The following is a 25,160-nucleotide window of genomic DNA, read 5'->3' as shown; positions in this document are numbered from 1 at the left end:
GAACAGGTGGATGCAGTGAAGAAGACCCCGTGGATCATCGGCGCGGCGACCGTGGCCGTGCTCGCCGTGGGCGGCGGCGGCACCGCCTACGCCGTCTCGAGCGAGGCCGACGTGACCGTCTACGGCAAGGCGAGCAGCGTCCGCACGTTCTCGAGCCCCACCGTGGCCGAGCTCCTCGAGAGCCAGGGCATCACCGTCCAGGAGAACGACCTCGTGACCCCCGGCCTCGACGAGACGGTCACCGACGGCATGGACATCCAGGTCGTCCAGCGCCACCTCGCGACCGTGACGATCGACGGCGCCGAGAAGGACGTCCTCACCGCCGGCACCACCGTGCAGGACGCGCTCGACGAGCTCGACTACAAGGCCGAGGGTGCGAAGGTCACCCCCGCGCCGGAGACCGAGCTCTCCGCGACCGAGGCCACCGCCGTCGACGTCTCCACGCTCAAGACCGTCACCTTCACCGGGCAGTACGGCTCCGCGACCTTCGAGACCACCGCCAAGACGGTGGACGAGGCGATGACCTCGCTCCTCACGAACATCGAGGACTCCGACACGGCCTCCGTCGAGCGCGATGCGCTCCTCGAGGACGGCGCCACGATCGAGGTGCACCGCACCCGCGAGAAGGAGCGCACGGAGACCGAGGAGATCCCCTTCGAGACCACCACGAAGAAGGACGACACCCTCCTCGAGGGCACGACGAGGACGACCACCGAGGGCAAGAAGGGCTCCAAGGAGATCGTCTACAAGGACACCGTCGTCGACGGGAAGACCACCGAGTCCGAGAAGGTCTCCGAGAAGGTCACCGCCGAGCCCGTCGCGAAGGTCGTCGTCGAGGGCACCAAGAAGGCCCCCGTCGAGGAGACGACCGACGAGAAGACCGCGGAGAGCTCCTCCTCGAGCGGCTCCGCCTCGAGCTCCCGCAGCACCACCGAGTCCTCGCGCAGCTCCGAGCGCTCCTCGTCCTCCGAGAAGGAGAGCTCCTCCGACGAGAAGAAGAGCTCCTCCTCGAAGAGCGACGACTCCTCCTCCGAGAAGGAGAAGAGCTCCTCCTCGTCGAGCTCCTCCGCCCCCTCGGTCTCCGGCGGCTCCGTGTGGGACAAGCTCGCCACGTGCGAGTCCGGCGGCAACTGGTCGATCAACACGGGCAACGGCTTCTACGGCGGCCTGCAGTTCACCAAGTCGACCTGGCTCGCCTACGGGGGCGGCCAGTACGCCTCGAACGCGCACCTCGCCACCCGCGAGCAGCAGATCGCGATCGGCAAGAAGGTCCAGGCAGGCCAGGGCTGGGGCGCGTGGCCGTCCTGCACCTCGAAGCTCGGCATCCGCTGACGAGGTCCCTCGACGGGTCCCGGAGGACCCTGCAGGCATCCGGTGCGAGAGCGCGCCGCGGGAACCCGCGGCGCGCTCACGCCGTCCCCGGGGGAGGGCTCGCTGCCCCCCCCGGGGGAGGGGCGGAGTCGCCGCGACCGGGCGCGCCGGGCATCCCGTGTGATCTGCGTCGGATGGACGCGGATCCTTTGACCGTTCACACGCGGTCTCACTAGACTGTCGCGTGCGTCCGGAGTGCCCTCCGGTCGTGACCCGGGACGAGATCCGGACCTGACGCCCGTGCGGCGGAGGGGACGGAGGGTGTCCCCCGCGAGGAGCGGATCCTCGCGGCGTGCCCGAAAGACGGGGAGAAGGCCATGCCCGGCCCCTCCCCGCGGGCACCGATCACGGTCCTCCGGACGCCCGAGCGGTGCCATCACCGCACGGGCGGGTCGCCATCCGTCATCCCGGGCATGGGAGCGGATCCGCGGGTCGCCGGTCGTCTCGACGACCGAAGCAGTTGATCCTCGTTCAGCAATACTGATCGGGGCCGAACAGGAAGAGAAGCTGTGCCTACTATCCAGCAGCTGGTGCGCAAGGGGCGGCAGGACAAGCCCTCTGCGTCCAACACGCCGGCGCTCAAGGGCTCGCCCCAGCGCCGCGGTGTGTGCACGCGCGTGTACACCCAGACCCCGAAGAAGCCGAACTCCGCGCTGCGCAAGATCGCGCGTGTCCGACTCTCCACGGGCGTCGAGGTCACCGCGTACATCCCCGGTGAGGGCCACAACCTCCAGGAGCACTCCATCGTGCTCGTGCGCGGCGGTCGTGTGAAGGACCTCCCGGGCGTGCGCTACAAGATCATCCGCGGCTCCCTGGACACCCAGGGCGTGAAGGGTCGTCAGCAGGCTCGTTCCCGCTACGGCGCGAAGAAGGAGAAGAAGTAATGCCTCGTAAGGGAGCAGCTCCGAAGCGCGACCTCGTGGTCGACCCGGTCTACGGGTCCCCGATGGTCACCCAGCTCATCAACAAGATCCTGCTCGACGGCAAGAAGACCGTCGCCGAGCGCATCGTCTACGGCGCGCTCGAGGGTGCCCGTGAGAAGAACGGGCAGGATCCCGTCGCGACCCTCAAGAAGGCTCTCGACAACATCCGCCCGACCCTCGAGGTCCGCAGCCGCCGCGTCGGCGGTGCGACCTACCAGGTGCCGGTCGAGGTCAAGCCGGGTCGTTCCACGACCCTCGCGCTGCGCTGGCTCGTGGGCTACTCGCGCGCCCGTCGCGAGCACACGATGACCGAGCGTCTGATGAACGAGATCCTCGACGCCTCGAACGGTCTCGGCGCCGCGGTGAAGCGTCGCGAGGACACGCACAAGATGGCCGAGTCCAACCGCGCCTTCGCTCACTACCGCTGGTGAGTCCGGTCGGGGGCCCGCCCATCCGGCGGGCCCCCGCCCCGCACCCCCCGGCCGCTCTTCCCGCTTCAGCCCAGACGAAAGGCAAAGCCCGTGGCACTCGCAGTGCTCAGCGACCTCACGAAGGTCCGCAACATCGGCATCATGGCCCACATCGATGCCGGCAAGACCACCACGACCGAGCGCATCCTGTACTACACCGGTGTCAACTACAAGATCGGTGAGACCCACGACGGCGCGGGCACGATGGACTGGATGGAGCAGGAGAAGGAGCGCGGCATCACGATCACGTCTGCCGCGACGACCTGCTACTGGAACGACAACCAGATCAACATCATCGACACCCCGGGTCACGTGGACTTCACCGTCGAGGTGGAGCGCTCGCTCCGCGTGCTCGACGGCGCCGTCGCCGTGTTCGACGGCAAGGAGGGCGTGGAGCCCCAGTCGGAGACGGTCTGGCGCCAGGCCGACAAGTACGACGTCCCCCGCATCTGCTTCGTCAACAAGATGGACAAGCTCGGCGCGGACTTCTTCTTCACCGTCAAGACCATCATCGAGCGCCTCGGCGCGAAGCCCCTCGTCATGCAGGTGCCGATCGGCGCCGAGAGCGAGTTCAACGGCATCGTCGACCTCGTGAAGCAGAAGGCCTTCGAGTGGCCCGAGGTCTTCCCGGACGACGCCTCCGCCGCGCCGTTCGGCAAGAAGGGCGGCGACGCCACCCTCGGTCAGCTGCAGGTGGAGATCGCGATCCCCGCCGACCTCCAGGACACCGTCGACGAGTACCGCGCCAAGCTGGTCGAGGACGTCGCCGAGTCCACCGAGGAGCTCATGGAGGCGTACCTCGAGGAGGGCGACCTCACCGAGGAGCAGCTCAAGACCGGCATCCGCAAGATGACCGTGAACTCCGAGGCCTACCCGGTGTTCGCCGGCTCCGCGTTCAAGAACAAGGGCGTCCAGCTCATGCTCGACGCGGTGATCGACTTCCTCCCCTCGCCCCTCGACGTGCCGCCGATGATCGGCCACGACCCGAAGGACGAGGAGAAGGAGCTCACCCGCAAGCCCGACTGGGACGAGCCCTTCTCGGCGCTCGCCTTCAAGGTCGCGGCGCACCCCTTCTTCGGCGCGCTCACCTACGTCCGCGTGTACTCCGGCCAGGTGAAGACCGGCGACCAGGTCCTCAACGCCACCTCCGGCAAGAAGGAGCGCATCGGGAAGCTCTTCCAGATGCACTCCAACCAGGAGAACCCGGTCGATGAGGCCTTCGCCGGCCACATCTACGCGTTCATCGGTCTCAAGGACACCAACACCGGTGACACGCTGTGCGACCTCCAGGCCCCGATCGCGCTGGAGTCCATGACCTTCCCCGAGCCCGTGATCTCCGTGGCCATCGAGCCCAAGACCAAGGGTGACCAGGAGAAGCTCGGCGTCGCCATCCAGAAGCTCGCCAAGGAGGACCCGACCTTCCAGGTCGAGCTCGACGAGGAGACCGGTCAGACGGTCATCCGCGGCATGGGCGAGCTGCACCTCGACATCCTCGTGGACCGCATGCGCCGCGAGTTCAAGGTCGAGGCGAACATCGGCAAGCCGCAGGTCGCGTACCGCGAGACCATCAAGCGCGCCGTCGAGAAGTTCGACTTCACGCACAAGAAGCAGACCGGCGGCTCCGGCCAGTTCGCGAAGGTCCAGCTGACCTTCGGTCCGCTCGAGGGTGCCGAGGAGGGCGTGTTCTACGAGTTCGAGAACGCGGTCACCGGCGGTCGCGTCCCGCGCGAGTACATCCCGAGCGTCGACGCGGGCATCCAGGACGCGCTGCAGAGCGGTGTCCTGGCCGGCTACCCGGTCGTGAACGTGAAGGCCACCCTCACCGACGGCGCCTACCATGACGTCGACTCCTCGGAGATGGCCTTCAAGATCGCCGGTTCCATGGCCGCCAAGGAGGCCATGCGCAAGGCGAACCCTGTCATCCTCGAGCCGCTCATGGACGTCGAGGTGCGTACTCCGGAGGAGTACATGGGAGATGTCATCGGCGACCTGAACTCCCGTCGAGGTCAGGTCCAGTCGATGGAGGATGCGAGCGGGGTCAAGATCGTCCGCGCTCTCGTCCCGCTGTCGGAGATGTTCGGCTACGTCGGCGACCTGCGGTCCAAGACCCAGGGTCGTGCGATGTACTCGATGCAGTTCGACAGCTACGCGGAGGTCCCGAAGAACATCTCGGACGAGATCGTCGCGAAGACCCGGGGCGAGTGAGGGTCGGGGGAGCAGGTAGCATTCCTGCCTGCTCCCTCCGCCTCCGTCGGAGAGCCACCGGAAGGTGGGGACCCGATCCCGACCAGAAGTACCCAGAGATTACGAAGTCCTAGGAGGACACACCATGGCGAAGGCCAAGTTCGAGCGGAACAAGCCGCACGTCAACATCGGCACCATCGGTCACGTCGACCACGGCAAGACCACGCTGACCGCTGCCATCTCGAAGGTCCTGTACGACCAGTACCCGGACATCAACGAGAAGCGGGACTTCGACCAGATCGACAACGCGCCTGAGGAGAAGCAGCGCGGCATCACGATCAACATCTCGCACATCGAGTACCAGACCGAGAAGCGTCACTACGCCCACGTCGACGCCCCCGGCCACGCCGACTACATCAAGAACATGATCACCGGCGCGGCTCAGATGGACGGCGCGATCCTCGTGGTCGCCGCCACCGACGGCCCGATGGCCCAGACCCGTGAGCACGTTCTGCTCGCCCGCCAGGTGGGCGTCCCCTACCTGCTGGTCGCGCTGAACAAGTCCGACATGGTCGACGACGAGGAGATCCTCGAGCTCGTCGAGATGGAGGTCCGCGAGCTGCTGGGTTCGCAGGAGTTCGACGAGGACGCCCCCGTCGTGCGCGTGTCCGCTCTCAAGGCGCTCGAGGGCGACGAGAAGTGGGTCAAGTCCGTGCAGGAGCTCATGGAGGCCGTGGACGAGAACATCCCCGACCCGGTCCGTGACATGGACAAGCCGTTCCTCATGCCCGTCGAGGACGTCTTCACCATCACCGGTCGCGGCACCGTCGTCACCGGCAAGGTGGAGCGCGGCAAGCTCGCCATCAACTCCGAGGTCGAGATCGTCGGCATCCGCGAGCCGCAGAAGACCACGGTCACCGGCATCGAGATGTTCCACAAGCAGATGGACGAGGCGTGGGCCGGCGAGAACTGCGGTCTTCTCCTCCGCGGCACCAAGCGCGAGGACGTCGAGCGCGGCCAGGTCGTCGTGAAGCCGGGTTCGATCACCCCGCACACCAACTTCGAGGCGCAGGTCTACATCCTGTCCAAGGACGAGGGCGGCCGTCACAACCCGTTCTACTCGAACTACCGTCCGCAGTTCTACTTCCGGACCACCGACGTCACCGGCGTCATCTCCCTGCCCGAGGGCACCGAGATGGTCATGCCCGGCGACAACACCGAGATGACGGTGGAGCTCATCCAGCCCATCGCCATGGAGGAGGGCCTCGGCTTCGCCATCCGTGAGGGTGGCCGCACCGTGGGCTCCGGCCGCGTCACCAAGATCACCAAGTGATCACCGCGGGGGTGACCCCGCAGCCGTGAACGGCACTCGAAGGACCCCTGGCCGGGAGACCGGTCAGGGGTCCTTCCGTCTGTCCCGGGGCGGCTCGAGGCGTGGCGGGGCCGACGGCGGTCGCCGTGGTTGCAGCGGTCCCTGGAGCGGCGGTGCCCGGACACGACCCGGGGGCCCGGTCCGTCCACGGTGGTCGATCGGCATCGGCATCGGCATCGGCATCGGCTCCGGCACCGGCGCGGGCCCGGCACGCGGTCGGCGGCCTGCGCGGATACGGCACCGCCGACCAGCCGGCGGAGGGCGCGCGGGCGGATGCGAGGACGGGCGCCCACCCGGAGGTGGCCGCCCGTCCTGTCGGCGTCGTGCGGAGGCGGCGGCTCAGCCGTCCCGACGGTCGTCCTCGCCCCAGCGCGGTGCGTCGGCGCGCTCGGTCGGCGTGGGCCGGGTGGCGTCGTCGGGCCCTGACGCGGTGGAGGGGGCGTCGGCCGCCGACGGGGACCCGGTGGCCGGGGCCGTCCCCTGCTCGGCGGGCCGGCCGTAGCTGGGCCGGGGGGCGGCGGCGCCGTGCTGGGCCTCCGGCGTCGCGGGCGCCGGCTGCCCGTAGCTGGGGCGGTGGCTCGCACCCGTGCCCGCGTGGGAGCTCGGCGCGCCGTAGCCGTAGGACCCCGCAGGGGAGTCCGGCCGGGTGGGTGCGCCGCCGGGACCGGACGCGCTGTGCGCACCCGTCCCACCGATTGTCTGGCCGGGGGCGCCGTGGCCGACGCCGCTCGCGCCCGCGCCGGGGGCCGCGGCGCGGCCGCTCGGGGATCCGAGACCCGGAGCCTGGGCCGGGGGCACCGTGGAGCGCCCGGTCGCGGGGCCGGGGTTCACGCCGGCCTCGGCGAGCACGCGGCGGGCCTGCTCGGCATGGCTGTGCTCGACCATGAGCTCGTACTGCATAGGGATTGTCGCGGTCATCGACGTGAAGTCCCGCTTGCCGCCGGTCATCGCGTAGCCGATCACGGCCCAGACGGTGAAGAAGATGATGCCGAGCAGCACGCTCGAGACGACGGCCGCGACGCTGCCCCCGGGGTTGAGGAACATGAGGATGAGGCCGATGAACAGGCCCATCCAGACACCGGAGAGCACGCCCTGGCCGATCACCTTTCCCCAGGTGCGGCGGCCGGTGACCCGCTCGATGAGCTTGAGGTCCGTGCCCACGATCATGGTGTTCTGCACGGGGAACTGGCGGTCCGCGAGCGCATCGACGACGGCCTGCACCTCGGCGTAGGTGCTGTACACGCCGAGGGAGCGGGGGTACTCGAGGTCGTAGAGCCGCTGGGTGAGCGGCGAGTGCTGCGGTGAGGTCATGTGCTGAGCCTAGGACAGGAGTCCGGATGCTCCCAGGGAGTGACGCCGATCTGCCTGGGAGTCCCCCGACCCCGTGCCGGGAGACGGCGCCGGCGGGGCCTGCGGAGGGGCGGTGGAGGGCTGTCGGGAGGGGTGCGGAGCGGCCCGCCGGAGCGGGGGAACAAACTTTCATGTCACGACACGGTGTCGAAACTGCCAGAAGTGATCTGCGCCTCCCCGCGCGCGGTAGTGTCCCGGGGACAGCGTCGTCGACGAGGAGTGAGGACCCACCATGACTGCACGTGATCAGCGCCCTGCGGAGGACCCCGCCGCGCTGGAGACCCCCCTCGACCGGCTGGGCGCCAGCCGTCGCCGCTTCCTCTCGCTCGCGGGCGTCTCCGCGGGTGCCGCCGGGCTCGCGGCCTGCGCCGCGGGGGGCGGCGGGGACGATGCCGGCTCGAGCGACGGCGGCGGGGCCGCGGTCGCCGAGGGGGGCGGCGAGGTGAGCGACGACAACCCCTTCGGCGTGGACGCCTCGGCACCGGTGGAGGTCGTGATCTTCAACGGCGGCTTCGGCGACCAGTACGGCAAGGATGCCGGCACGAAGTACGAGGAGCTCTACCCCGAGGCGACGGTCGACGTGAAGTCCACCGTCAACATCCAGCCGGATCTCCAGCCCCGGTTCATCGGCGGCAACCCGCCGGACCTCTTCGACAACTCCGGCGCGCAGAGCATGAACACCTCGGCGCTCATCAGCGACGGCAGCCTCGGGGAGCTCGGCGCGCTCATCAAGGCCCCGAGCCTCGACGGCGGCACCATCGAGGAGTCCCTGCTCCCCGGTGTGCTCGTGCCCGGCACCTACTCCGGCAAGCTCTTCGCGCTGAACTACACCTACACCGTCTTCGCCCTGTGGTACTCGGCCACCCAGTTCGAGAAGGAGGGCTGGAATGCCCCCGCCTCCTGGGACGAGGTCATGGCGATCGGCGAGTCGGCGAAGTCCGCGAAGCTGCCCCTGTTCGCCTGGGGCGGCCAGAACGCCGCGGACTACTACCAGGAGCTCGCGCTCTCGATGGCGATCAAGGAGGGCGGCAAGGAGGTCGCGACCAAGCTCGACAAGCTCGACGCCGATGCCTTCTCCCAGCAGACCGTCGTCGACGCGCACAAGGCGATCGAGGAGGCCGTGAAGGCGGGGTACTTCATGTCCGGCGGTGCCGGCATCAAGCACACGGAGGCGCAGGCGGAGTGGGTGACCGGCAAGGCGGTCATGTACCCCTCCGGCTCCTGGATCGAGAACGAGCAGCGGGACGTCACGCCCGAGGACTTCAAGATGACGGGCGTCTCCACGCCCGTGCTCAGCGACGGCGCGAAGCTCGGGGCGGCCGCCATCCACGGCGCCGCGGGCGAGCCCTTCATGGTCCCTGCCAAGGGCAAGAACGGTGCCGGCGGCCTCGAGTTCCTGCGCATCATGCTCTCCAAGGAGCAGTGCCAGAACTTCTCCAAGCTCACGAGCTCCATCACGATCGTCAAGGACACCGTGCCGGAGGATGCCTTCGGCTCCACTGCGCTCGCCTCCGTCAACGAGCTCATCCAGGGTGCGGGCGAGGACGTCTTCACCTACAACTTCAAGGACTGGTACGGGCTGGGCCCGGACATCAAGCCCCTGTGGACCGAGTTCCTGAGCGGCGACATCACCGCGGACGAGTGCCTCGAGCGCACGCAGGAGATCGTCGACAAGGTGCGCGAGGACGACAGCATCGAGAAGTTCGACGTCGAGTGATGGCAGCAGTCCCCACGTCCACCACCCCGGGGGCGGCGCCGGCCCGCCCCCGGGGGTCCAGCGCCGCGCTGCGACGGCTGACGCCCGCCCGCATCCTCTTCTTCCTGATCTTCCTCGGGGTGCCGCTCGCGATCTACGTCGTCTTCGTGGTCTCCCCGTTCCTCCAGGCGTTCTACTACTCGCTCACGGACTGGCGCGGCCTCTCCCGGGCGCCGCAGTTCATCGGGCTCGAGAACTACGTGACGCTCTTCCACGACCCGGTGTTCCTCAAGGCGCTGCGCAACAACCTGATCCTGCTCGTCACCCTGCCGCTGATCACCATCACCCTCGCGTTCACCCTCGCGGTCCTCGTGACGGTGGGCGGCGACTCCCGCGGAGCGATCCGAGGCGTCCCCGGCGCTACGGTCTACCGCGTCGTGAGCTTCTTCCCGTACGCGATCCCCGCGGTCGTCGTCGGCATCCTGTTCGCCTTCGTCTACTCGCCCAACGGCGGCCTCCTCAACGGCCTCCTGCAGGCGGCGGGTCTGGACGTCTCGATCGGCTGGCTCGGTGAGCGCCGGTTCGCGATGGCGGCGATCGTCGCGGCCGTCGTGTGGAGCCTCGTGGGCTTCTACATGGTGCTCTTCGTCGCGGCGATCAAGTCGATCCCCTCGGAGGTCGTCGAGGCCGCGCGCATCGACGGCGCCGGCCGGCTGCGGCTCGCGGTCCAGATCGTCCTGCCGATGGTGCGGGGCAACGTCTCCACCGCAGCCGTCTACATGGGGATCATGGCGCTGGACATGTTCGTCTTCGTCAACGTCATGACGCCGACGGGCGGCACCGGCAAGAGCACCGAGGTGGTCTCGCGGTACCTCTACGAGACCGCCTTCTCCGAGTCGCGGTTCGGCCTCGCCTCCGCGATGGGCGTCGTGATGGCGCTGCTGACGATGGCGATGGCCGTGCTGGTCCTCGTCGTCAGTCGCGGGAAGGACGAGGCATGAGCGCCACGACCACCGGGCGGGCCACCGAGCCTGCGCCCGCTCCGTCCGCCGCGTCGCCGGCAGTGCCGCGACGGCGCCGGCCGCGCGGCAGCGTCGGGGACCGCGTCTTCGGCGGGGTCTCCCAGATCGTGCTCGCGCTCTGGGCGCTGATCGTCGTCATCCCGCTGCTGTGGACGGTCTTCAGCTCCTTCAAGTCGACCCGCGGCATCCTCACCTCCCCGTTCGCCCTGCCGGAGCAGTGGAATCTCGACAACTTCGTGCGCGCCTGGAACCAGGCGGGGATCGGCCGGTACTTCTTCAACACCGTGCTCGTCGTGGGCTCGGCGCTCGTGCTCGTCATGGCCCTCGGCGCGATGTGCGCCTACGTGCTCGCCCGCTACGAGTTCCCGGGCCGGCGGGTCATCTACTACGCGCTGATCGCCGGGCTCACCTTCCCTCTGTTCCTGGCCGTGGTGCCGCTGTTCTTCATCCTCGAGTCGATGGGGCTGCGGGGCACCTACCTCGGGCTCATCCTGAGCTACGTGGGCTTCGCGCTTCCCTTCACGGTCTTCTTCCTCTACGCGTTCTTCCGGCAGCTGCCGGAGGAGATCGCCGAGGCGGCCGCGATCGACGGCGCGGGGGACTTCCGCACCTTCTTCCAGGTCATGCTCCCCATGGCCGGGCCGGGGATGGCCAGCGTCACGATCTTCAACTTCCTGGGGCTGTGGAACCAGTTCCTGCTCCCGGTCGTGCTGAACACCGACGAGTCGAAGTTCGTGCTCGCGCAGGGCCTCGCGAACCTGCAGGCCCAGCAGGGCTACCGCTCGGACTGGGCGGCGATGTTCGCCTCGGTGACGATCACGATCCTGCCGGTGCTCGTCGTCTACCTGATCTTCCAGCGCCAGCTGCAGGGCGGGATCGGGCCCAGCACGAACAAGTAGGGACCTCGTCCGCGGGTGCGGGGGAGAGGGGCGGGTGCGGCCGGTGTGACTGGCCGCACCCGCCCCTCCCTTGTGGGGGTGAACGCGTCCGGGGCATACTTGGGGAGTTGTCTGCGTGGGCCGCCATGCCCGGTTCCGTTCTCCGTGGGTCCTCCCGCGGCGAATGATCACCGGAGGAGGTCCATCCCCAGGACGCGAACGATGCCTCGCATCGACCGCGCGTCGGAGGAGGGAGAAGCGCAGACGCAGCCGTCACGCGGCGGCATCCGCACGCGCTCGCGCGCTCCGCGGAGGCCGACACGCCCGTCCTCGGGTACCGGGGCGGCTGTTCCATGACAGACGAAGAAGAGAGACAGGACGCCATGGCGGGACAGAAGATCCGCATCCGGCTCAAGTCGTACGACCACGAGGTGATCGACTCCTCGGCGCGCAAGATCGTCGACACGGTCACCAACGCGGGCGCGACGGTCGTGGGCCCGGTGCCGCTGCCGACGGAGAAGAACGTGTTCTGCGTGATCCGTTCTCCCCACAAGTACAAGGACAGCCGTGAGCACTTCGAGATGCGCACGCACAAGCGACTGATCGACATCGTCGATCCCACGCCGAAGGCCGTGGATTCGCTCATGCGTCTCGACCTGCCGGCGGACGTCAACATCGAGATCAAGCTCTGAGGCAGGTCGACATGAGCAACGAACTGACGGGACAGCGTGCCCACGCCGTGTCCGGCGTGCTCGGCACCAAGCTCGGCATGACCCAGGTCTGGGACGAGAACGGAAAGCTCGTCCCCGTGACCGTGGTCCACGCCGGTCCGAACGTCGTCACCCAGGTGCGGTCCGTCGAGTCCGACGGCTACGACGCGGTCCAGATCGCCTACGGGCAGATCGATCCCCGCAAGGTCTCCAAGCCGCTGAAGGGCCACTTCGAGAAGGCCGGCGTCACCCCGCGCCGTCACCTCGCGGAGCTGCGCACCATCAACGCCTCGGACTTCACCCTCGGCCAGGAGATCGACGTGTCGGTCTTCGAGGCCGGCCAGAAGGTCGACGTCGTCGGCACCTCCAAGGGCAAGGGCACCGCGGGTGTCATGAAGCGTCACGGCTTCTCCGGTGTCGGCGCCTCCCACGGTGCGCACCGCAACCACCGCAAGCCGGGCTCCATCGGCGGCGCCTCCACCCCGGGTCGCGTGTTCAAGGGCCTGCGCATGGCGGGCCGCATGGGCAGCGACCGCACCTCTGTCCAGAACCTGACCGTTCACGCGGTCGACGTCGAGAAGGGCTACGTGCTCGTCAAGGGAGCCGTCCCCGGCCCCAAGGGCGGCCTCGTGCTGGTCCGCTCGGCCGTCAAGAGCCCCGCGAAGGAGGCCTGAGCCCGATGGCAGACAACCTGACCGTCGACGTGCTCGACCCGGCCGGCAAGAAGGCCGGGACCGTCGAGCTCCCCACGTCGATCTTCGACGTGCAGACGAACGTCCCCCTGATCCACCAGGTGGTCGTGGCCCAGCAGGCGGCCGCCCGTCAGGGCACGCACAAGGCCAAGACCCGTGGCGAGGTCCGCGGTGGCGGCAAGAAGCCGTACAAGCAGAAGGGCACCGGCCGTGCGCGCCAGGGCTCGCTGCGCGCTCCGCAGTTCGCCGGCGGCGGCACGGTCCACGGACCGGTCCCGCGCGACTACTCGCAGCGCACACCCAAGAAGATGAAGGCCGCCGCCCTCCGCGGTGCCCTCTCCGACCGCGCGCGCAACGGCCGCGTGCACGTGGTGTCCTCCCTCCTCGAGGGTGACGCCCCGTCCACCAAGGCCGTCCGCTCGACCCTGTCGAACGTCTCCGACCGTCGCCACCTGCTGGTGGTCGTGCGTCGCGACGACGACCTGGGCGCCCTGAGCTCGCGCAACCTGCCGACCGCGCACGTCCTGTACGCCGATCAGCTGAACACCTACGACGTCATGCTCTCCGACGACGTCGTGTTCACCTCCGGTGCGCTCGAGGACTTCGTGGCCGCCGCAACCCTGTCCCTGCCCACCTCCGGCTTCGCGAAGGCCCGCACCGAGGCGTCCGCCCCGGCCGCTCCGGTCGCCGCTGCCGCGCAGGACGCCCCCTTCGGCGAGGGATCGGCGGCCCCCCTGGCCGACGGCTCCGCCCCCCAGGGCTTCAGCATCAAGGGCAACAAGGACTCCATGAAGTTCCACTCGGTGGACTCTCCGTGGTACGGCCGCACCAAGGCCGAGGTCTGGTTCGCGACGGAGGAGGCCGCCAAGGCCGCCGGGTTCGTGAACGCCGTCAAGGAGTCCGCCTCGTCCGATGAGGAGGCCGCCAAGTGAGCGCGCTGAACAAGGATCCCCGCGACGTCCTGCTGGCCCCGGTCGTCTCCGAGAAGAGCTACGGGCTGATGGACGAGGGCAAGTACACCTTCCTGGTGGCTGCCGACGCCAACAAGACCGAGATCAAGATCGCCGTCGAGAAGGTCTTCGACGTCAAGGTCTCTTCGGTCAACACGATCAACCGTCAGGGCAAGGCGCGTCGCACGCGCTTCGGGATGGGCAAGCGCAAGGACACCAAGCGCGCCATCGTCACCCTGACCGACGGAGCCATCGACATCTTCGGAGGGTCGGTCGCCTGAGCGCGGCCGACGTCCGAGGAGCCGAAGAGAGTCTGAGGGAAACCCACCATGGGAATTCGCAAGCACAAGCCGACCACGCCGGGCCGTCGCGGCTCGAGCGTCGCCGACTTCGTCGAGATCACCCGCGACACGCCTGAGAAGTCGCTGGTCCGCCCGCTCTCCAAGAGCGGCGGCCGCAACGCCAACGGTCGTGTCACGTCCCGTCACCGCGGTGGCGGCCACAAGCGGGCCTACCGCGTCATCGACTTCCGTCGTTCCGACAAGGACGGCGTGAACGCGAAGGTCGCGCACATCGAGTACGACCCCAACCGCACCGCGCGCATCGCGCTGCTGCACTACGCCGACGGCGAGAAGCGCTACATCCTCGCCCCGGCCAAGCTGCGTCAGGGTGACTGGGTGGAGAACGGTCAGGGCTCGGACATCAAGCCCGGCAACAACCTGCCGCTCAAGAACATCCCGCTGGGCACCGTGATCCACGCGATCGAGCTGCGCCCCGGCGGCGGTGCCAAGATCGCCCGCTCGGCCGGCGCCTCCGTGCAGCTGGTCGCCAAGGAGGGCCGCTTCGCGCAGCTGCGCATGCCCTCCGGCGAGATCCGCAACGTCGATGCGCGCTGCCGCGCGACCATCGGCGAGGTCGGCAACGCCGAGCAGTCCAACATCAACTGGGGCAAGGCCGGCCGCATGCGCTGGAAGGGCAAGCGCCCGCACGTCCGCGGCGTGGTCATGAACCCGGTCGATCACCCGCACGGTGGTGGCGAGGGCCGCACCTCCGGTGGTCGTCACCCGGTCTCGCCCTGGGGTCAGCCCGAGGGTCGTACCCGTCGTCCGGGCAAGGAGAGCGACAAGCTCATCGTGCGCCGTCGACGGACCGGCAAGAAGCGCTGATAGGGAGAACCGCACATGCCTCGCAGTATCGCCAAGGGCCCGTTCGTCGACGACCACCTGCAGAAGAAGGTGGACGTCCAGAACGAGAAGGGCACCAAGAACCTCATCAAGACCTGGTCGCGCCGCAGTGTCATCACTCCGGACTTCCTGGGTCACACCTTCGCAGTGCACGACGGTCGGAAGCACGTCACGGTGTTCGTCACCGAGTCGATGGTCGGCCACAAGCTCGGCGAGTTCGCCCCCACGCGGACTTTCAAGGGCCACGAGAAGGACGACAAGAAGGGCCGCCGCCGCTGACCTCGGTCAGCACGGCAGCACTTCTCGAATTCGAGAGAAAGCAGGAAACGATGGAAGCCAAGGCGCAGGTGCGGTACCTCCGCATGTCGCCCATGAAGGCTCGCCGCGTTGTCGACCTGATTCGTGGCAAGAGCACGGTTGAGGCCCTGGACACCCTGCGGTTCGCCCCGCAGGCCGCCAGCGAGCCCGTCCTCAAGCTCGTCCAGTCCGCGATCGCCAACGCTCGCGTCAAGGCCGACCAGGCGGGTGAGCGCTTCGACGAGCGCGAGCTCGTCGTCTCGGCCGCCTATGTCGACGAGGGTCCGACCATGAAGCGGTTCCAGCCGCGTGCACAGGGTCGAGCCTTCCAGATCAAGAAGCGCACCAGCCACGTCACCGTGGTGGTCGCTCCCGTGAACAAGTAAGGAGTCCCGAATGGGCCAGAAGGTCAATCCGAACGGGTTCCGCCTCGGGATCACCACGGAGCACACCAGCCGTTGGTTCGCCGATTCCACCAAGGACGGCCAGCGGTACCGCGACTACGTGAAGGAAGACGTCGCGATCCGCAAGCTCATGTCCGATGGACTCGAGCGAGCCGGCATCTCCAAGGTCGAGATCGAGCGCACCCGCGATCGTGTCCGCGTGGACCTGCACACCGCCCGCCCGGGCATCGTGATCGGTCGTCGCGGCGCGGAGGCCGAGCGCCTCCGCGGTGAGCTCGAGAAGCTCACCGGCAAGCAGATCCAGCTGAACATCCTCGAGGTCAAGAACCCCGAGGCCGACGCCCAGCTGGTCGCACAGGGCATCGCCGAGCAGCTCGCCGCCCGTGTCTCCTTCCGCCGTGCGATGCGCAAGGGCATGCAGTCCGCGCAGCGCGCCGGTGCGAAGGGCATCCGAGTGGCCGTAGCCGGCCGCCTCGGCGGCGCCGAGATGAGCCGCAGCGAGTTCTACCGCGAGGGTCGCGTGCCTCTGCACACCCTCCGGGCGAACATCGACTACGGCTTCTACGAGGCCCGCACCGCCTTCGGCCGCATCGGCGTGAAGGTGTGGATCTACAAGGGCGACGTCACCGCCAAGGAGCTCGCGGCCCAGCAGGCCGCCGCACAGGGTCCCCGCTCCGGCGGTCGCGGCCCCCGTGCCGAGCGTCCCCGCGGCCGTCGCAACGAGCGCAACGCCGCCGCGCGTCGTGAGGGCAACGAGTCTGCACCGCAGACCTCCGCCCCCGCGGAGCAGGCAGCACCCGCGCAGCAGCCCGGAACGGAGGCCTGAGCGACATGCTGATCCCTCGCAGGACCAAGCACCGCAAGCAGCACCACCCGACCCGCAGCGGCATGGCCAAGGGCGGCACCGAGCTGGCGTTCGGCGACTACGGCATCCAGGCGCTCGCGCCGGCCTACGTCACCAACCGTCAGATCGAGGCGGCTCGTATCGCCATGACGCGCTACATGAAGCGCGGCGGCAAGGTGTACATCAACATCTACCCCGATCGCCCGCTCACCAAGAAGCCCGCCGAGGTCCGCATGGGCTCCGGCAAGGGCTCCGTGGAGTGGTGGATCGCCAACATCAAGCCCGGTCGCGTCATGTTCGAGATCGCCGGCGTGGATGAGGCGACCGCCCGTGAGGCCCTCCGCCTCGCGATCCACAAGCTCCCCATGAAGTGCCGCATTCTGACCCGAGAGGGTGGTGACATCTGATGGCAGCGACCAAGCTCACCGCCGACGAACTCGACAAGCTGGACGACGTCAAGCTGGCCGAGGAGCTGGCCAAGGCCAAGGACGAGCTGTTCAAGCTCCGTTTCCAGAACGCCACCGGTCAGCTCGAGAGCTCCGGCCGCCTGCGGTCCGTCAAGAAGGACATCGCACGGATCTACACGATCCTGCGCGAGCGCGAGCTGGGCATCCGCCAGGCCCCCGGCTCCGCCGAGTGACCGCGAAGCGAGGAACTGAGAGATGAACGAGAACACCCCTGAGGTCGAGGCCGCTGCGAAGGAGGGCGCTCACGCGTCGTCCCACGAGCGTCCCTACCGCAAGACGCTCCGCGGCTTCGTGGTCTCCGACAAGATGGACAAGACCATCGTGGTCGAGGTCGAGGAGCGCGTGAAGCACGCGCTCTACGGCAAGGTCCTCACGAAGACCAACAAGTTCAAGGCCCATGACGAGGACAACGTCGCCGGCATCGGCGACCGCGTGCTCATCATGGAGACCCGGCCGCTGTCCGCCACCAAGCGGTGGCGTCTGGTCGAGGTCGTCGAGAAGGCCAAGTGATCGATCGGTCCTCGTGACCGTCGACCGCATCCGAGAAGGGCCGGTCATCCCCGAGAGGGGGTGGCCGGCCCTTCTCCGTGCCCGCGGGCGGACGGCCGACGGGGCCCGCCGGACGTGCCGTCGATGCTGCCGGGAGAGCACCCCTAGGACCTGGGTCACAGATCGAATTCCGGCTCCGCTTCACCTGGTCAGCACCGATTTCTGAGCATCGATGCAGGTCATGGGCGTGACATCCGCTGCGCAACGTGGTTGTCTATATGGCCGTGCCCAGGATCCGGGCGCCGCAGAGCCCCCGGTCGGGGTCACCGCGCGCCCGTGATCGCGAGGTAGGAAGCGTCGCTCGTCGGCCCCTCGTGCACCCGCCTCACGAAGGCAGGTCCATGTCCTCATCATCCGAATCGACCACCCCGCCCGCAGCGCGCCGCCCCCGCAAGGGCCGCCGCTCACCGAAGCCGCCCCGCCTCGAGGTCGACGACGTCCTCGTCGTCAAGGGGCGCCGCATGCGGACCGCCATCGGCGGCACCGTGGTCGGCAACGTCATGGAGTGGTTCGACTTCGGCGTGTACGGCTACATGGCCATCATGCTGTCGCAGCTGTTCTTCCAGACCGGCAGCGAGAGCCTCGACCTCATCCTGTCGCTGCTCGCCTTCGCGGTGAGCTTCCTGGTGCGACCCTTCGGCGGTCTGGTCCTCGGTCCGCTCGGTGACAAGATCGGGCGCCAGAAGGTCCTGTTCTTCACCATGGCGATGATGGCGATGGCGACCGCTCTGATCGGTGTGCTCCCCACCTACGCCGACATCGGCGTCTGGGCCGCCTTCCTGCTCTACGCCCTCAAGCTCGTCCAGGGCTTCTCGACGGGCGGCGAGTACGCCGGCGCCACGACCTACGTCGCCGAGTTCTCCCCGGACCGCAAGCGCGGCTTCTACTCCTCGCTGCTGGACGTGGGCTCCTACCTCGGCTTCGCGATGGGTGCCGGTGCGGTCGCGCTGACCCACCTCATCACCGCGCAGGTCTGGGGACCGGACGCGATGCTCAACTGGGGCTGGCGCGTGCCGTTCCTGCTCGCGATCCCGCTCGGCGCGGTCGCCATCTGGTTCCGCGCCCGGATCCCCGAGACGCCGGCCTACGAGGCCACCGAGGCCGAGCAGGCCGCGGAGGCCCAGGGCCACGGCTCCGCCGCGCAGACGGAGGAGGACGACTCCTCGCTGCACGCCCGCAAGGGTCCCCGTGCGATCGTCAAGCACCACTGGCGCGAGCTGCTCATCGCGATCGCGATCGTGGCCGCGACGAACACCGCCGGCTACGCGCTGACGAGCTACATGCCCACCTACCTGGGCAGCGAGTTCGGCTTCAACGAGATGGCGAGCGCCGCAGCGACGATCCCCTCGCTGCTGATCCTCTGCGCGATGATCCCGTTCGTCGGGATGGCCTCGGACAGGTTCGGGCGCCGCAACCTGTACTTCGCCGCCGCGATCGCCGCGGTCGTCCTGCTGCTGCCGGCCTTCTGGCTCATGCACCAGAGCTCCTTCTTCGCGATCCAGGCCGCGATGGTGATGGTCGCCGTCCCGGTGGCCCTCTTCATCGGCCCCTCGGCCTCGGCGCTGCCGGCGCTGTTCCCGACGGCCGCGCGCTACGGCGCGATGGGCATCGCCTACAACGTCTCGGTCTCGCTGTTCGGCGGCACCACGCCGCTGATCTCGCAGACCCTCATCGAGATCACCGGCAACAGCTACATGCCGGCGATCTGGATCATGGCGTTCGCCGTGATCGCCGGCATCGCGGTGATCTTCATGCGGGAGAGCGCGCAGCGGCCGCTGCTGGGCTCGTTCCCCGCGGTGGAGACCACCGAGGAGGCGATCGACCTGGTCGAGCACCAGGAGGAGAACCCCCTGCTGAACACCTCGGAGATGCCGATCGTGGTGCCCGAGGAGCTCGAGCGGGAGATCGAGGACGCCCTCGACCAGCCCGGTGCCGGGCTGCCGACGGACGCAGCGGGCGCGGGCGACGCGGAGCCCTCCGCGAAGGCCTGAGCGCAGCGCTCCCTCACACGACCGACGGGCCGTCCACCTCCGGGTGGGCGGCCCGTCGTCGTGCGCGACGGGGGAGGGGCGTCCTCGCTCAGCCCTCGCTGAGGTGCACGAGCAGCGCTCCGGCGAGGGCGTCCTCCGCGTGAGGGGCGGTGATCGCGCGGCTGTCCGTCCCGCGGGCGAGGTCCACGACGAAGCCGGTCCCGGCCGGGTCGCGGCGCAGGGCGAGGAACGCCTCGCCGAGGGCCTCGCGCAGCTGGTCCTCGCGGGGGATCCACACCACCTCGCCCTCCTCCACGGAGTCGAGCGCCCACTCGGTGGTCCCGTTGAAGCGGAGCACCTTGCCGCCGCTGCGGCTGATCCCCGGTTCGATGACCATGGAGGAGAGCAGGAAGGTCTGCTCCCGCAGGTCCTCGGTGTCGATAGCGAAGCGGTCCCCGTCGCGGGGCTCCCAGTCCAGGCCCGCGGCGCGGAGGCGGCGGGCGACGTCGATGTCGATCATGCGGCGAGTCTAGGGACTGCGCCGCCGAGGTGGTCCGTCACGACCCGATGCCGATCGGCCGGGGTCGCTGGCGGTGACGGGCGGGGGCGCGGAGCATCGGAACATGGATCACGGGGCGGTGCGATGGGGGAGCGGTGTGCGGATGCTCGGCGCCGCCGGGATGGTGGCGATGGTGGTGACGAGCTGCGGCTCCGCGATGCCCCCGGGACCGTTCGGGCCCACGTGGATCACCTCCTGGGCCGGGGACGACCAGGCGATGGATGCCGCACTGCACGGCACCGTCGGGGAGGTGGACGGGTGTCTCGTGATCGTCGACGACACGGGGGCCGCCCACTACCCGGTCGTCGAGCAGGGTGACGGCAGGCCGCACGGCTGGTCCGAGGGGGACAGGCTCGACATGGGAGGCGGGGAGGTCAGCCTCCCCGCGGGCGGGCCGCATCCCGACTCGTGGACCGTCCCGGAGGCCTGCCGCGGCGCGGAGGACCTCTGGGTCGTCGCCCCGGAGTGAGGGCTCGGGAGGGTCGCGGGGCCCGGCGCGACCGGAACGGCCGCGCTCCGAGAGCAAGGACACACGGGGGCGGCCCGGGAACTCCCTTCCCACGGTGCACGCGGAGCGCCTATGCTGGGACGGTTGCGAATCCGGGTGAGAGCCCGGATCTCGCGGACGGCAGCGTCCATCCCCCGACGGAGACCTCGCACCGCCCGTCCCCACGGCCCCGGCCGAGGGAACGGTCCTTGTGCCCGAGTCCGCCGGAGGGTTTTTTGATGCCCGTGGCTGTCCGCGCCGACGATCCGCCCCTCCGGGGGCGCCTCGCCGGGCAGCGGTCCACCATCCGTTCCGCCAGGCTCGGCCCGCTCATGCGGGTGAGAACCGGTGAGACGACAGGAGTACGGAGTGATTCAGCAGGAGTCGCGACTCAAGGTCGCCGACAACACGGGTGCCAAGGAGATCCTCTGCATCCGCGTTCTCGGTGGCTCCGGTCGCCGTTACGCCGGAATCGGCGACACCATCGTGGCGACCGTCAAGGACGCCATCCCCGGTGGCAATGTGAAGAAGGGCGACGTCGTCAAGGCCGTCGTCGTGCGTGCGACCAAGGAGCGCCGTCGTGCCGACGGGTCGTACATCCGTTTCGACGAGAACGCCGCGGTCATCCTCAAGACCGACGGTGAGCCGCGCGGAACCCGCATCTTCGGGCCCGTCGGTCGCGAGCTGCGCGACAAGCGGTTCATGAAGATCGTCTCGCTGGCGCCGGAGGTCGTGTGACATGGCAAAGATGAAGATCAAGAAGGGTGACCTCGTGCAGGTCATCTCCGGTCGCACCGGCGACGCCGATGCGGCCGCCAAGCGCGGCCTCGAGGCCGGCGACAAGGGCAAGCAGGGCCGTGTGCTCGAGGTGTTCACCGACACCGAGCGCGTCCTCGTCGAGGGCGTGAACCGTCGCACCCACCACCTCAAGCCGAACCAGGCCGGCGGTGCGGGCGGCATCGAGCAGCGCGAGGCCCCCATCCACGTCTCCAACGTGGCTCTGGTGGACCCGGAGGACAACAAGCCGACCAAGGTCGGCTTCCGCGTCGAGACCGTCGAGCTCGAGAACGGCCGCACGAAGCAGGTCCGCGTGCGGTACGCCAAGCGCTCCGGGAAGGACATCTGATGTCGGAGACGACCACCACGCAGGCGCCCACCCCGCGCCTGAAGACCAAGTACCGCGAGACGATCAAGGGCCAGCTCACCGAGCAGTTCGGCTACGAGAACGTCATGCTGATCCCGGGCCTGACCAAGGTCGTCGTGAACATGGGCGTCGGCGACGCCGCTCGCGACTCCAAGGTCATCGACGGCGCGATCAAGGATCTCACCGCGATCACCGGCCAGAAGCCGCAGGTCACCAAGGCCCGCAAGTCCATCGCCCAGTTCAAGCTGCGTGAGGGCATGCCGATCGGCGCGCACGTCACGCTCCGCGGCGATCGCATGTGGGAGTTCCTGGACCGTCTGCTCTCGACCGCGCTCCCGCGCATCCGCGACTTCCGCGGCATGTCGCCGAACCACTTCGACGGCAACGGGAACTACACCTTCGGTCTCACCGAGCAGGTCATGTTCCACGAGATCGACCAGGATCAGATCGACCGCGTCCGCGGCATGGACATCACGGTCGTGACCACCGCGAAGACCGACGACGAGGGGCGCGCGCTGCTGAAGCTGCTCGGCTTCCCCTTCAAGGAGAACTGATATGGCCAAGACCGCCCTGATCAAGAAGTCGGAGCGTACGCCGAAGTTCGCCGTGCGCGGCTACACCCGGTGCCAGCGCTGCGGCCGCCCCCACTCCGTGTACCGGAAGTTCGGGCTGTGCCGTGTGTGCCTGCGCGAGATGGCTCACCGCGGTGAGCTGCCCGGCGTCACCAAGAGCAGCTGGTAAGGACTATCGCCACAGGTCCCCGTCCCGCGAGGGGTGAGGGAAACCAGGTGAGGAAGAAGCTACAGACATGACCATGACCGACCCGATCGCGGACATGCTCACGCGCATCCGTAACGCCTCCGGCGCTTACCACGAGACCGTGACCATGCCGTCCTCGAAGCTCAAGGTCCGCATCGCGGACATCCTCAAGGCCGAGGGCTACGTCCTCGGCTGGACCGAGGAAGAGGCCGAGGTGGGCAAGACCCTCTCCCTCGAGCTCAAGTACTCCGACAGCCGTGAGCGCGCCATCTCCGGTGTGCGCCGCATCTCGAAGCCCGGCCTTCGTGTGTACGCCAAGTCCACCAACCTGCCCAAGGTCCTCGGCGGACTGGGCGTGGCGATCCTGTCCACGTCCTCCGGCCTCCTGACCGACAAGCAGGCTGCCAAGAAGGGTGTGGGTGGGGAAGTCCTCGCCTACATCTGGTGAGCGGGAGAGGAGCCTTCATATGTCCCGCATCGGACGCCTGCCGGTCACTGTGCCGGCCGCAGTCAACAACGTTTCCATCGAGGGTCGCACCGTCACGGTGACCGGCCCCAAGGGCGAGCTCACCCACGAGGTGCCCGCGCCCATCACCGTCGCGCGCGCTGAGGACGGCTCGATCGTCGTCAGCCGCCCCGACGACGAGCGCGAGAACCGGGCCCTGCACGGCCTGACCCGCACGCTCATCAACAACATGGTCCTCGGCGTGACCGAGGGCTTCACGAAGAAGCTGGAGATCGTGGGCACGGGTTACCGCGTGACCGCGAAGGGCACGGACCTCGAGTTCGCCCTCGGCTTCTCCCACCCCGTCGTGGTGAAGGCCCCCGAGGGGATCTCCTTCGCCGTGGAGTCGCCGACCAAGTTCGCGGTCAACGGCATCCGCAAGCAGCAGGTGGGCGAGGTCGCCGCGAACATCCGCAAGCTGCGCAAGCCCGAGCCCTACAAGGGCAAGGGTGTGCGCTACGCGGACGAGACCGTGCTCCGCAAGGCCGGAAAGGCTGGTAAGTGATCATGGGGTACGCACTCAAGCACACCAAGGGCAAGGCCGGCTCGAAGCTGCGCTCCCGCGGCCGTCGTCACCTCCGCGTCCGTCGCCGCGTCATCGGCACCGCCCAGCGCCCGCGCCTGGTGGTCACCCGGTCGTCGCGCCACGTGTTCGTCCAGGTCGTCGACGACTCCCTGGGTCGCACCCTGGCCTCGGCCTCGACGATGGAGGCCGACGTCCGCGCCGCCTCCGCCACCAAGTCGGACAAGGCCAAGACCGTCGGCACCCTGGTCGCCGAGCGCGCCAAGGCCGCCGGCATCGAGGCTGTCGTGTTCGATCGCGGCGGCAACAAGTACCACGGTCGTGTGGCCGCCGTCGCTGACGGCGCTCGCGAGGCCGGCCTGGCGCTGTGACCGCCCCCCGGACACAGGACGAGAAGAGGATCTGAACATGGCTGCACAGCAGCGGAACAATGGTCCCGCGGCCACCGGCCGGCGGGGCGAGAACTCCACCAACGACAGCGGCCGCGGCGGCAACGATCGCGGCGGGCGTCGCGGCGAGGGCCGTGGGCGCAACAACCAGGAGGCCGAGAAGTCGGCATTCCTCGAGCGCGTGGTCAGCATCAACCGCGTGTCGAAGGTCGTCAAGGGCGGCCGTCGTTTCTCCTTCACGGCCCTCGTGGTCGTGGGTGACGGCGACGGCACCGTCGGCGTCGGCTACGGCAAGGCCAAGGAGGTGCCCTCGGCGATCTCCAAGGGTGTCGAGGAGGCGAAGAAGAACTTCTTCCGCGTCCCCCGCATCCAGGGCACCGTCGTGCATCCGGTCCAGGGCCACGACGCCGCGGGCACCGTCCTGCTGCGTCCGGCTGCCCCCGGCACCGGTGTGATCGCGGGCGGTCCCGTCCGCGCCGTGCTCGAGTGCGCGGGCGTCCATGACGTCCTCTCGAAGTCGCTCGGCTCGACCAACGCGATCAACATCGTCCGTGCGACGGTGGACGCTCTCCAGCGTCTCGAGGAGCCGGAGGCCGTCGCGGCCCGTCGCGGTCTCCCCGTCGAGGACGTCGCTCCTGCGGCCCTGCTGCGTGCGCAGGCCGAGGGCCGCGCCGCCGCCCGCGCCGAGAAGGTGGGTGCGTGATGCAGCTCAAGGTGACCCAGGTGCGCTCCGACATCGGCGGCACTCAGTCCCAGCGTGCGACCCTGCGCGGCCTCGGCCTCAAGCGCATCGGCCACACGGTGGTGAAGGAGGACCGCCCCGAGATCCGCGGCATGATCCGCGCCGTCACCCACCTGGTGACGGTCGAAGAGGTGGACTGATCCATGATCGACGACAACCAGAACCCCCTGAAGCTCCACGACCTTCGCCCCGCGCCGGGCTCCAAGACCGCGCGCACCCGCGTCGGCCGTGGTGAGGCGAGCAAGGGCAAGACCGCGGGTCGCGGCACCAAGGGCACGAAGGCCCGCTACCAGGTGCCCGTCGGCTTCGAGGGTGGGCAGATGCCGATGCATATGCGCCTCCCGAAGCTCCGCGGCTTCACCAACCCCTTCCGCGTCGAGTTCCAGGTCGTGAACCTGGCGACCCTGCAGGAGCTCTTCCCCGAGGGCGGCTCCGTCACGGTCGAGGACCTCGTCGCCAAGGGCGCCGTGCGCAAGAACCAGCCCGTCAAGGTGCTGGGCACGGGCGAGGTGAGCGTCAAGCTCGACGTGACCGCGCAGAAGTTCTCCGCCTCGGCGGAGCAGAAGATCACCGCGGCGGGTGGGACCGTCACCACCGCGTGACCTCTTTTGACGGGGCACCGCGGCGCAGAATACTCTGTGCCGCGGTGCCCCGTCGTCGTGCATCAGCACCTACGGGACCGGTCCGACGACCGTGCCGCCATGGCGGCCACGGGCTCC

33 protein-coding genes are annotated in these 25,160 nt (G+C 68.9%); 31 read left to right on the top strand and 2 right to left on the bottom strand.

Annotation, left to right across the window (positions count from 1 at the left end):
- The first annotated feature begins 15 nt into the window (after window positions 1-15).
- From ACYVAP_RS01070 to tuf, 5 genes are all read left to right on the top strand, one after another.
- Window positions 16-1,332: a resuscitation-promoting factor gene (locus ACYVAP_RS01070; RefSeq protein WP_498859177.1), complete on the top strand. Its 1,317-nt coding sequence runs from the start codon at window positions 16-18 to the stop codon at window positions 1,330-1,332.
- Window positions 1,333-1,880: 548 nt separating this feature from the next.
- Window positions 1,881-2,255 carry a 30S ribosomal protein S12 gene (rpsL, locus tag ACYVAP_RS01065; RefSeq protein WP_103384966.1) on the top strand — a complete coding sequence of 125 codons (375 nt, stop codon included), beginning with the start codon at window positions 1,881-1,883 and terminating at the stop codon, window positions 2,253-2,255.
- Window positions 2,255-2,725, top strand: coding sequence for a 30S ribosomal protein S7 (gene rpsG / locus ACYVAP_RS01060; protein ID WP_137770118.1), 471 nt, complete (start codon window positions 2,255-2,257; stop codon window positions 2,723-2,725). Before rpsL ends, rpsG begins: the two co-directional genes overlap by 1 nt.
- Window positions 2,726-2,815: 90 nt before the next feature.
- Window positions 2,816-4,969 (top strand): elongation factor G, encoded by a 2,154-nt coding sequence (gene fusA / locus ACYVAP_RS01055; protein WP_137770119.1) that lies wholly within the window; start codon window positions 2,816-2,818, stop codon window positions 4,967-4,969.
- A gap of 124 nt (window positions 4,970-5,093) precedes the next feature.
- Window positions 5,094-6,281: an elongation factor Tu gene (tuf, locus tag ACYVAP_RS01050; protein ID WP_137770120.1), complete on the top strand. Its 1,188-nt coding sequence runs from the start codon at window positions 5,094-5,096 to the stop codon at window positions 6,279-6,281.
- A gap of 378 nt (window positions 6,282-6,659) precedes the next feature.
- Here the strand turns inward: tuf and ACYVAP_RS01045 are convergent, their stop codons facing one another.
- Window positions 6,660-7,631: a YflT domain-containing protein gene (locus ACYVAP_RS01045; protein ID WP_498859176.1), complete on the bottom strand. Its 972-nt coding sequence runs from the start codon at window positions 7,629-7,631 to the stop codon at window positions 6,660-6,662.
- 271 nt (window positions 7,632-7,902) lie between these two features.
- Here ACYVAP_RS01045 and ngcE point away from each other — a divergent pair, with 271 nt between their 5' ends.
- The 15 genes from ngcE (at window position 7,903) to ACYVAP_RS00970 (ending at window position 19,354) form a co-directional block, all read left to right on the top strand.
- Complete coding sequence (ngcE, locus tag ACYVAP_RS01040) at window positions 7,903-9,387, top strand: type 2 periplasmic-binding domain-containing protein (RefSeq protein ID WP_498859175.1); 1,485 nt, start codon at window positions 7,903-7,905, stop codon at window positions 9,385-9,387.
- The gene (locus tag ACYVAP_RS01035; protein WP_498859174.1) at window positions 9,387-10,367 is read left to right on the top strand and encodes a carbohydrate ABC transporter permease; all 981 of its coding nucleotides are present in this window, start codon (window positions 9,387-9,389) and stop codon (window positions 10,365-10,367) included. Before ngcE ends, ACYVAP_RS01035 begins: the two co-directional genes overlap by 1 nt.
- Window positions 10,364-11,287 carry a carbohydrate ABC transporter permease gene (locus ACYVAP_RS01030; RefSeq protein WP_498859173.1) on the top strand — a complete coding sequence of 308 codons (924 nt, stop codon included), beginning with the start codon at window positions 10,364-10,366 and terminating at the stop codon, window positions 11,285-11,287. Before ACYVAP_RS01035 ends, ACYVAP_RS01030 begins: the two co-directional genes overlap by 4 nt.
- Before the next feature lie 362 nt (window positions 11,288-11,649).
- Complete coding sequence (gene rpsJ / locus ACYVAP_RS01025) at window positions 11,650-11,958, top strand: 30S ribosomal protein S10 (RefSeq protein ID WP_137770124.1); 309 nt, start codon at window positions 11,650-11,652, stop codon at window positions 11,956-11,958.
- Between the two features lie 11 nt (window positions 11,959-11,969).
- Entirely contained in the window at window positions 11,970-12,650 is a 681-nt protein-coding gene (gene rplC / locus ACYVAP_RS01020) for a 50S ribosomal protein L3 (protein WP_137770125.1), read from the top strand.
- Between the two features lie 5 nt (window positions 12,651-12,655).
- Window positions 12,656-13,600 (top strand): 50S ribosomal protein L4, encoded by a 945-nt coding sequence (rplD, locus tag ACYVAP_RS01015; RefSeq protein ID WP_498859172.1) that lies wholly within the window; start codon window positions 12,656-12,658, stop codon window positions 13,598-13,600.
- Window positions 13,597-13,899: a 50S ribosomal protein L23 gene (rplW, locus tag ACYVAP_RS01010; RefSeq protein WP_103384748.1), complete on the top strand. Its 303-nt coding sequence runs from the start codon at window positions 13,597-13,599 to the stop codon at window positions 13,897-13,899. Before rplD ends, rplW begins: the two co-directional genes overlap by 4 nt.
- Window positions 13,900-13,947: 48 nt before the next feature.
- On the top strand, window positions 13,948-14,784 hold the full coding sequence (rplB, locus tag ACYVAP_RS01005) for a 50S ribosomal protein L2 (protein WP_103384749.1): 837 nt from the start codon (window positions 13,948-13,950) through the stop codon (window positions 14,782-14,784).
- Between the two features lie 15 nt (window positions 14,785-14,799).
- On the top strand, window positions 14,800-15,081 hold the full coding sequence (gene rpsS / locus ACYVAP_RS01000) for a 30S ribosomal protein S19 (RefSeq protein WP_114853748.1): 282 nt from the start codon (window positions 14,800-14,802) through the stop codon (window positions 15,079-15,081).
- Window positions 15,082-15,131: 50 nt separating this feature from the next.
- A complete protein-coding gene (gene rplV / locus ACYVAP_RS00995; protein ID WP_103384703.1) occupies window positions 15,132-15,485 on the top strand; it encodes a 50S ribosomal protein L22 in 354 nt (117 codons plus the stop codon).
- Window positions 15,486-15,495: 10 nt separating this feature from the next.
- Window positions 15,496-16,329, top strand: a complete 834-nt coding sequence (gene rpsC / locus ACYVAP_RS00990) for a 30S ribosomal protein S3 (protein WP_264451245.1) — start codon at window positions 15,496-15,498, stop codon at window positions 16,327-16,329.
- Window positions 16,330-16,334: 5 nt separating this feature from the next.
- Complete coding sequence (gene rplP / locus ACYVAP_RS00985; RefSeq protein ID WP_103384702.1) at window positions 16,335-16,754, top strand: 50S ribosomal protein L16; 420 nt, start codon at window positions 16,335-16,337, stop codon at window positions 16,752-16,754.
- Window positions 16,754-16,987, top strand: coding sequence for a 50S ribosomal protein L29 (rpmC, locus tag ACYVAP_RS00980; RefSeq protein ID WP_103384701.1), 234 nt, complete (start codon window positions 16,754-16,756; stop codon window positions 16,985-16,987). Before rplP ends, rpmC begins: the two co-directional genes overlap by 1 nt.
- A 22-nt stretch (window positions 16,988-17,009) precedes the next feature.
- Window positions 17,010-17,324: a 30S ribosomal protein S17 gene (gene rpsQ, locus ACYVAP_RS00975; protein WP_103384700.1), complete on the top strand. Its 315-nt coding sequence runs from the start codon at window positions 17,010-17,012 to the stop codon at window positions 17,322-17,324.
- Between the two features lie 380 nt (window positions 17,325-17,704).
- Complete coding sequence (locus ACYVAP_RS00970) at window positions 17,705-19,354, top strand: MFS transporter (RefSeq protein ID WP_498859171.1); 1,650 nt, start codon at window positions 17,705-17,707, stop codon at window positions 19,352-19,354.
- 88 nt (window positions 19,355-19,442) lie between these two features.
- Here the strand turns inward: ACYVAP_RS00970 and ACYVAP_RS00965 are convergent, their stop codons facing one another.
- Window positions 19,443-19,853, bottom strand: coding sequence for a hypothetical protein (locus ACYVAP_RS00965; protein ID WP_498859170.1), 411 nt, complete (start codon window positions 19,851-19,853; stop codon window positions 19,443-19,445).
- A 103-nt stretch (window positions 19,854-19,956) separates the two neighbouring features.
- Here ACYVAP_RS00965 and ACYVAP_RS00960 point away from each other — a divergent pair, with 103 nt between their 5' ends.
- The 11 genes from ACYVAP_RS00960 to rplO all read left to right on the top strand — a co-directional run bounded on the left by ACYVAP_RS00960 (window position 19,957) and on the right by rplO (window position 25,043).
- On the top strand, window positions 19,957-20,361 hold the full coding sequence (locus tag ACYVAP_RS00960) for a hypothetical protein (RefSeq protein ID WP_498859169.1): 405 nt from the start codon (window positions 19,957-19,959) through the stop codon (window positions 20,359-20,361).
- A 387-nt stretch (window positions 20,362-20,748) separates the two neighbouring features.
- The gene (gene rplN, locus ACYVAP_RS00955) at window positions 20,749-21,117 is read left to right on the top strand and encodes a 50S ribosomal protein L14 (RefSeq protein ID WP_137770131.1); all 369 of its coding nucleotides are present in this window, start codon (window positions 20,749-20,751) and stop codon (window positions 21,115-21,117) included.
- Between the two features lies 1 nt (window position 21,118).
- Window positions 21,119-21,505 (top strand): 50S ribosomal protein L24, encoded by a 387-nt coding sequence (gene rplX, locus ACYVAP_RS00950; RefSeq protein ID WP_103384802.1) that lies wholly within the window; start codon window positions 21,119-21,121, stop codon window positions 21,503-21,505.
- Window positions 21,505-22,077, top strand: coding sequence for a 50S ribosomal protein L5 (gene rplE / locus ACYVAP_RS00945; RefSeq protein ID WP_103384803.1), 573 nt, complete (start codon window positions 21,505-21,507; stop codon window positions 22,075-22,077). The genes rplX and rplE overlap by 1 nt, the downstream gene beginning before the upstream one ends.
- A gap of 1 nt (window position 22,078) precedes the next feature.
- A complete protein-coding gene (locus tag ACYVAP_RS00940) occupies window positions 22,079-22,264 on the top strand; it encodes a type Z 30S ribosomal protein S14 (RefSeq protein ID WP_103384804.1) in 186 nt (61 codons plus the stop codon).
- 67 nt (window positions 22,265-22,331) lie between these two features.
- The gene (gene rpsH, locus ACYVAP_RS00935; protein ID WP_137770132.1) at window positions 22,332-22,730 is read left to right on the top strand and encodes a 30S ribosomal protein S8; all 399 of its coding nucleotides are present in this window, start codon (window positions 22,332-22,334) and stop codon (window positions 22,728-22,730) included.
- 19 nt (window positions 22,731-22,749) lie between these two features.
- A complete protein-coding gene (gene rplF / locus ACYVAP_RS00930) occupies window positions 22,750-23,292 on the top strand; it encodes a 50S ribosomal protein L6 (RefSeq protein WP_264451242.1) in 543 nt (180 codons plus the stop codon).
- A gap of 2 nt (window positions 23,293-23,294) precedes the next feature.
- Window positions 23,295-23,681 carry a 50S ribosomal protein L18 gene (rplR, locus tag ACYVAP_RS00925; protein WP_137770134.1) on the top strand — a complete coding sequence of 129 codons (387 nt, stop codon included), beginning with the start codon at window positions 23,295-23,297 and terminating at the stop codon, window positions 23,679-23,681.
- A gap of 37 nt (window positions 23,682-23,718) precedes the next feature.
- The gene (gene rpsE / locus ACYVAP_RS00920; RefSeq protein ID WP_137770135.1) at window positions 23,719-24,402 is read left to right on the top strand and encodes a 30S ribosomal protein S5; all 684 of its coding nucleotides are present in this window, start codon (window positions 23,719-23,721) and stop codon (window positions 24,400-24,402) included.
- Window positions 24,399-24,581: a 50S ribosomal protein L30 gene (gene rpmD / locus ACYVAP_RS00915; protein ID WP_168198052.1), complete on the top strand. Its 183-nt coding sequence runs from the start codon at window positions 24,399-24,401 to the stop codon at window positions 24,579-24,581. Before rpsE ends, rpmD begins: the two co-directional genes overlap by 4 nt.
- A 3-nt stretch (window positions 24,582-24,584) precedes the next feature.
- A complete protein-coding gene (gene rplO, locus ACYVAP_RS00910) occupies window positions 24,585-25,043 on the top strand; it encodes a 50S ribosomal protein L15 (protein WP_137770136.1) in 459 nt (152 codons plus the stop codon).
- Window positions 25,044-25,160 lie beyond the last annotated feature (117 nt).

Source organism: Brachybacterium horti (genome assembly GCF_054777615.1).
This window is presented reverse-complemented; position numbering and strand designations above follow the sequence as displayed.

Coding starts and splice junctions, on each gene's coding strand:
- rpsG (WP_137770118.1), top strand. CDS start 2,255: ATGCCTCGTAAGGGAGCAGCTCCGAAGCGCGACCTCGTGGTCGACCCG.
- tuf (WP_137770120.1), top strand. CDS start 5,094: ATGGCGAAGGCCAAGTTCGAGCGGAACAAGCCGCACGTCAACATCGGC.
- ACYVAP_RS01045 (WP_498859176.1), bottom strand. CDS start 7,631: ATGACCTCACCGCAGCACTCGCCGCTCACCCAGCGGCTCTACGACCTC.
- ngcE (WP_498859175.1), top strand. CDS start 7,903: ATGACTGCACGTGATCAGCGCCCTGCGGAGGACCCCGCCGCGCTGGAG.
- ACYVAP_RS01035 (WP_498859174.1), top strand. CDS start 9,387: ATGGCAGCAGTCCCCACGTCCACCACCCCGGGGGCGGCGCCGGCCCGC.
- ACYVAP_RS01030 (WP_498859173.1), top strand. CDS start 10,364: ATGAGCGCCACGACCACCGGGCGGGCCACCGAGCCTGCGCCCGCTCCG.
- rpsJ (WP_137770124.1), top strand. CDS start 11,650: ATGGCGGGACAGAAGATCCGCATCCGGCTCAAGTCGTACGACCACGAG.
- rplC (WP_137770125.1), top strand. CDS start 11,970: ATGAGCAACGAACTGACGGGACAGCGTGCCCACGCCGTGTCCGGCGTG.
- rplD (WP_498859172.1), top strand. CDS start 12,656: ATGGCAGACAACCTGACCGTCGACGTGCTCGACCCGGCCGGCAAGAAG.
- rplB (WP_103384749.1), top strand. CDS start 13,948: ATGGGAATTCGCAAGCACAAGCCGACCACGCCGGGCCGTCGCGGCTCG.
- rpsS (WP_114853748.1), top strand. CDS start 14,800: ATGCCTCGCAGTATCGCCAAGGGCCCGTTCGTCGACGACCACCTGCAG.
- rplV (WP_103384703.1), top strand. CDS start 15,132: ATGGAAGCCAAGGCGCAGGTGCGGTACCTCCGCATGTCGCCCATGAAG.
- rpsC (WP_264451245.1), top strand. CDS start 15,496: ATGGGCCAGAAGGTCAATCCGAACGGGTTCCGCCTCGGGATCACCACG.
- rplP (WP_103384702.1), top strand. CDS start 16,335: ATGCTGATCCCTCGCAGGACCAAGCACCGCAAGCAGCACCACCCGACC.
- rpmC (WP_103384701.1), top strand. CDS start 16,754: ATGGCAGCGACCAAGCTCACCGCCGACGAACTCGACAAGCTGGACGAC.
- rpsQ (WP_103384700.1), top strand. CDS start 17,010: ATGAACGAGAACACCCCTGAGGTCGAGGCCGCTGCGAAGGAGGGCGCT.
- ACYVAP_RS00970 (WP_498859171.1), top strand. CDS start 17,705: ATGTCCTCATCATCCGAATCGACCACCCCGCCCGCAGCGCGCCGCCCC.
- ACYVAP_RS00965 (WP_498859170.1), bottom strand. CDS start 19,853: ATGATCGACATCGACGTCGCCCGCCGCCTCCGCGCCGCGGGCCTGGAC.
- ACYVAP_RS00960 (WP_498859169.1), top strand. CDS start 19,957: ATGGATCACGGGGCGGTGCGATGGGGGAGCGGTGTGCGGATGCTCGGC.
- rplX (WP_103384802.1), top strand. CDS start 21,119: ATGGCAAAGATGAAGATCAAGAAGGGTGACCTCGTGCAGGTCATCTCC.
- rplE (WP_103384803.1), top strand. CDS start 21,505: ATGTCGGAGACGACCACCACGCAGGCGCCCACCCCGCGCCTGAAGACC.
- ACYVAP_RS00940 (WP_103384804.1), top strand. CDS start 22,079: ATGGCCAAGACCGCCCTGATCAAGAAGTCGGAGCGTACGCCGAAGTTC.
- rpsH (WP_137770132.1), top strand. CDS start 22,332: ATGACCATGACCGACCCGATCGCGGACATGCTCACGCGCATCCGTAAC.
- rplF (WP_264451242.1), top strand. CDS start 22,750: ATGTCCCGCATCGGACGCCTGCCGGTCACTGTGCCGGCCGCAGTCAAC.
- rplR (WP_137770134.1), top strand. CDS start 23,295: ATGGGGTACGCACTCAAGCACACCAAGGGCAAGGCCGGCTCGAAGCTG.
- rpsE (WP_137770135.1), top strand. CDS start 23,719: ATGGCTGCACAGCAGCGGAACAATGGTCCCGCGGCCACCGGCCGGCGG.
- rplO (WP_137770136.1), top strand. CDS start 24,585: ATGATCGACGACAACCAGAACCCCCTGAAGCTCCACGACCTTCGCCCC.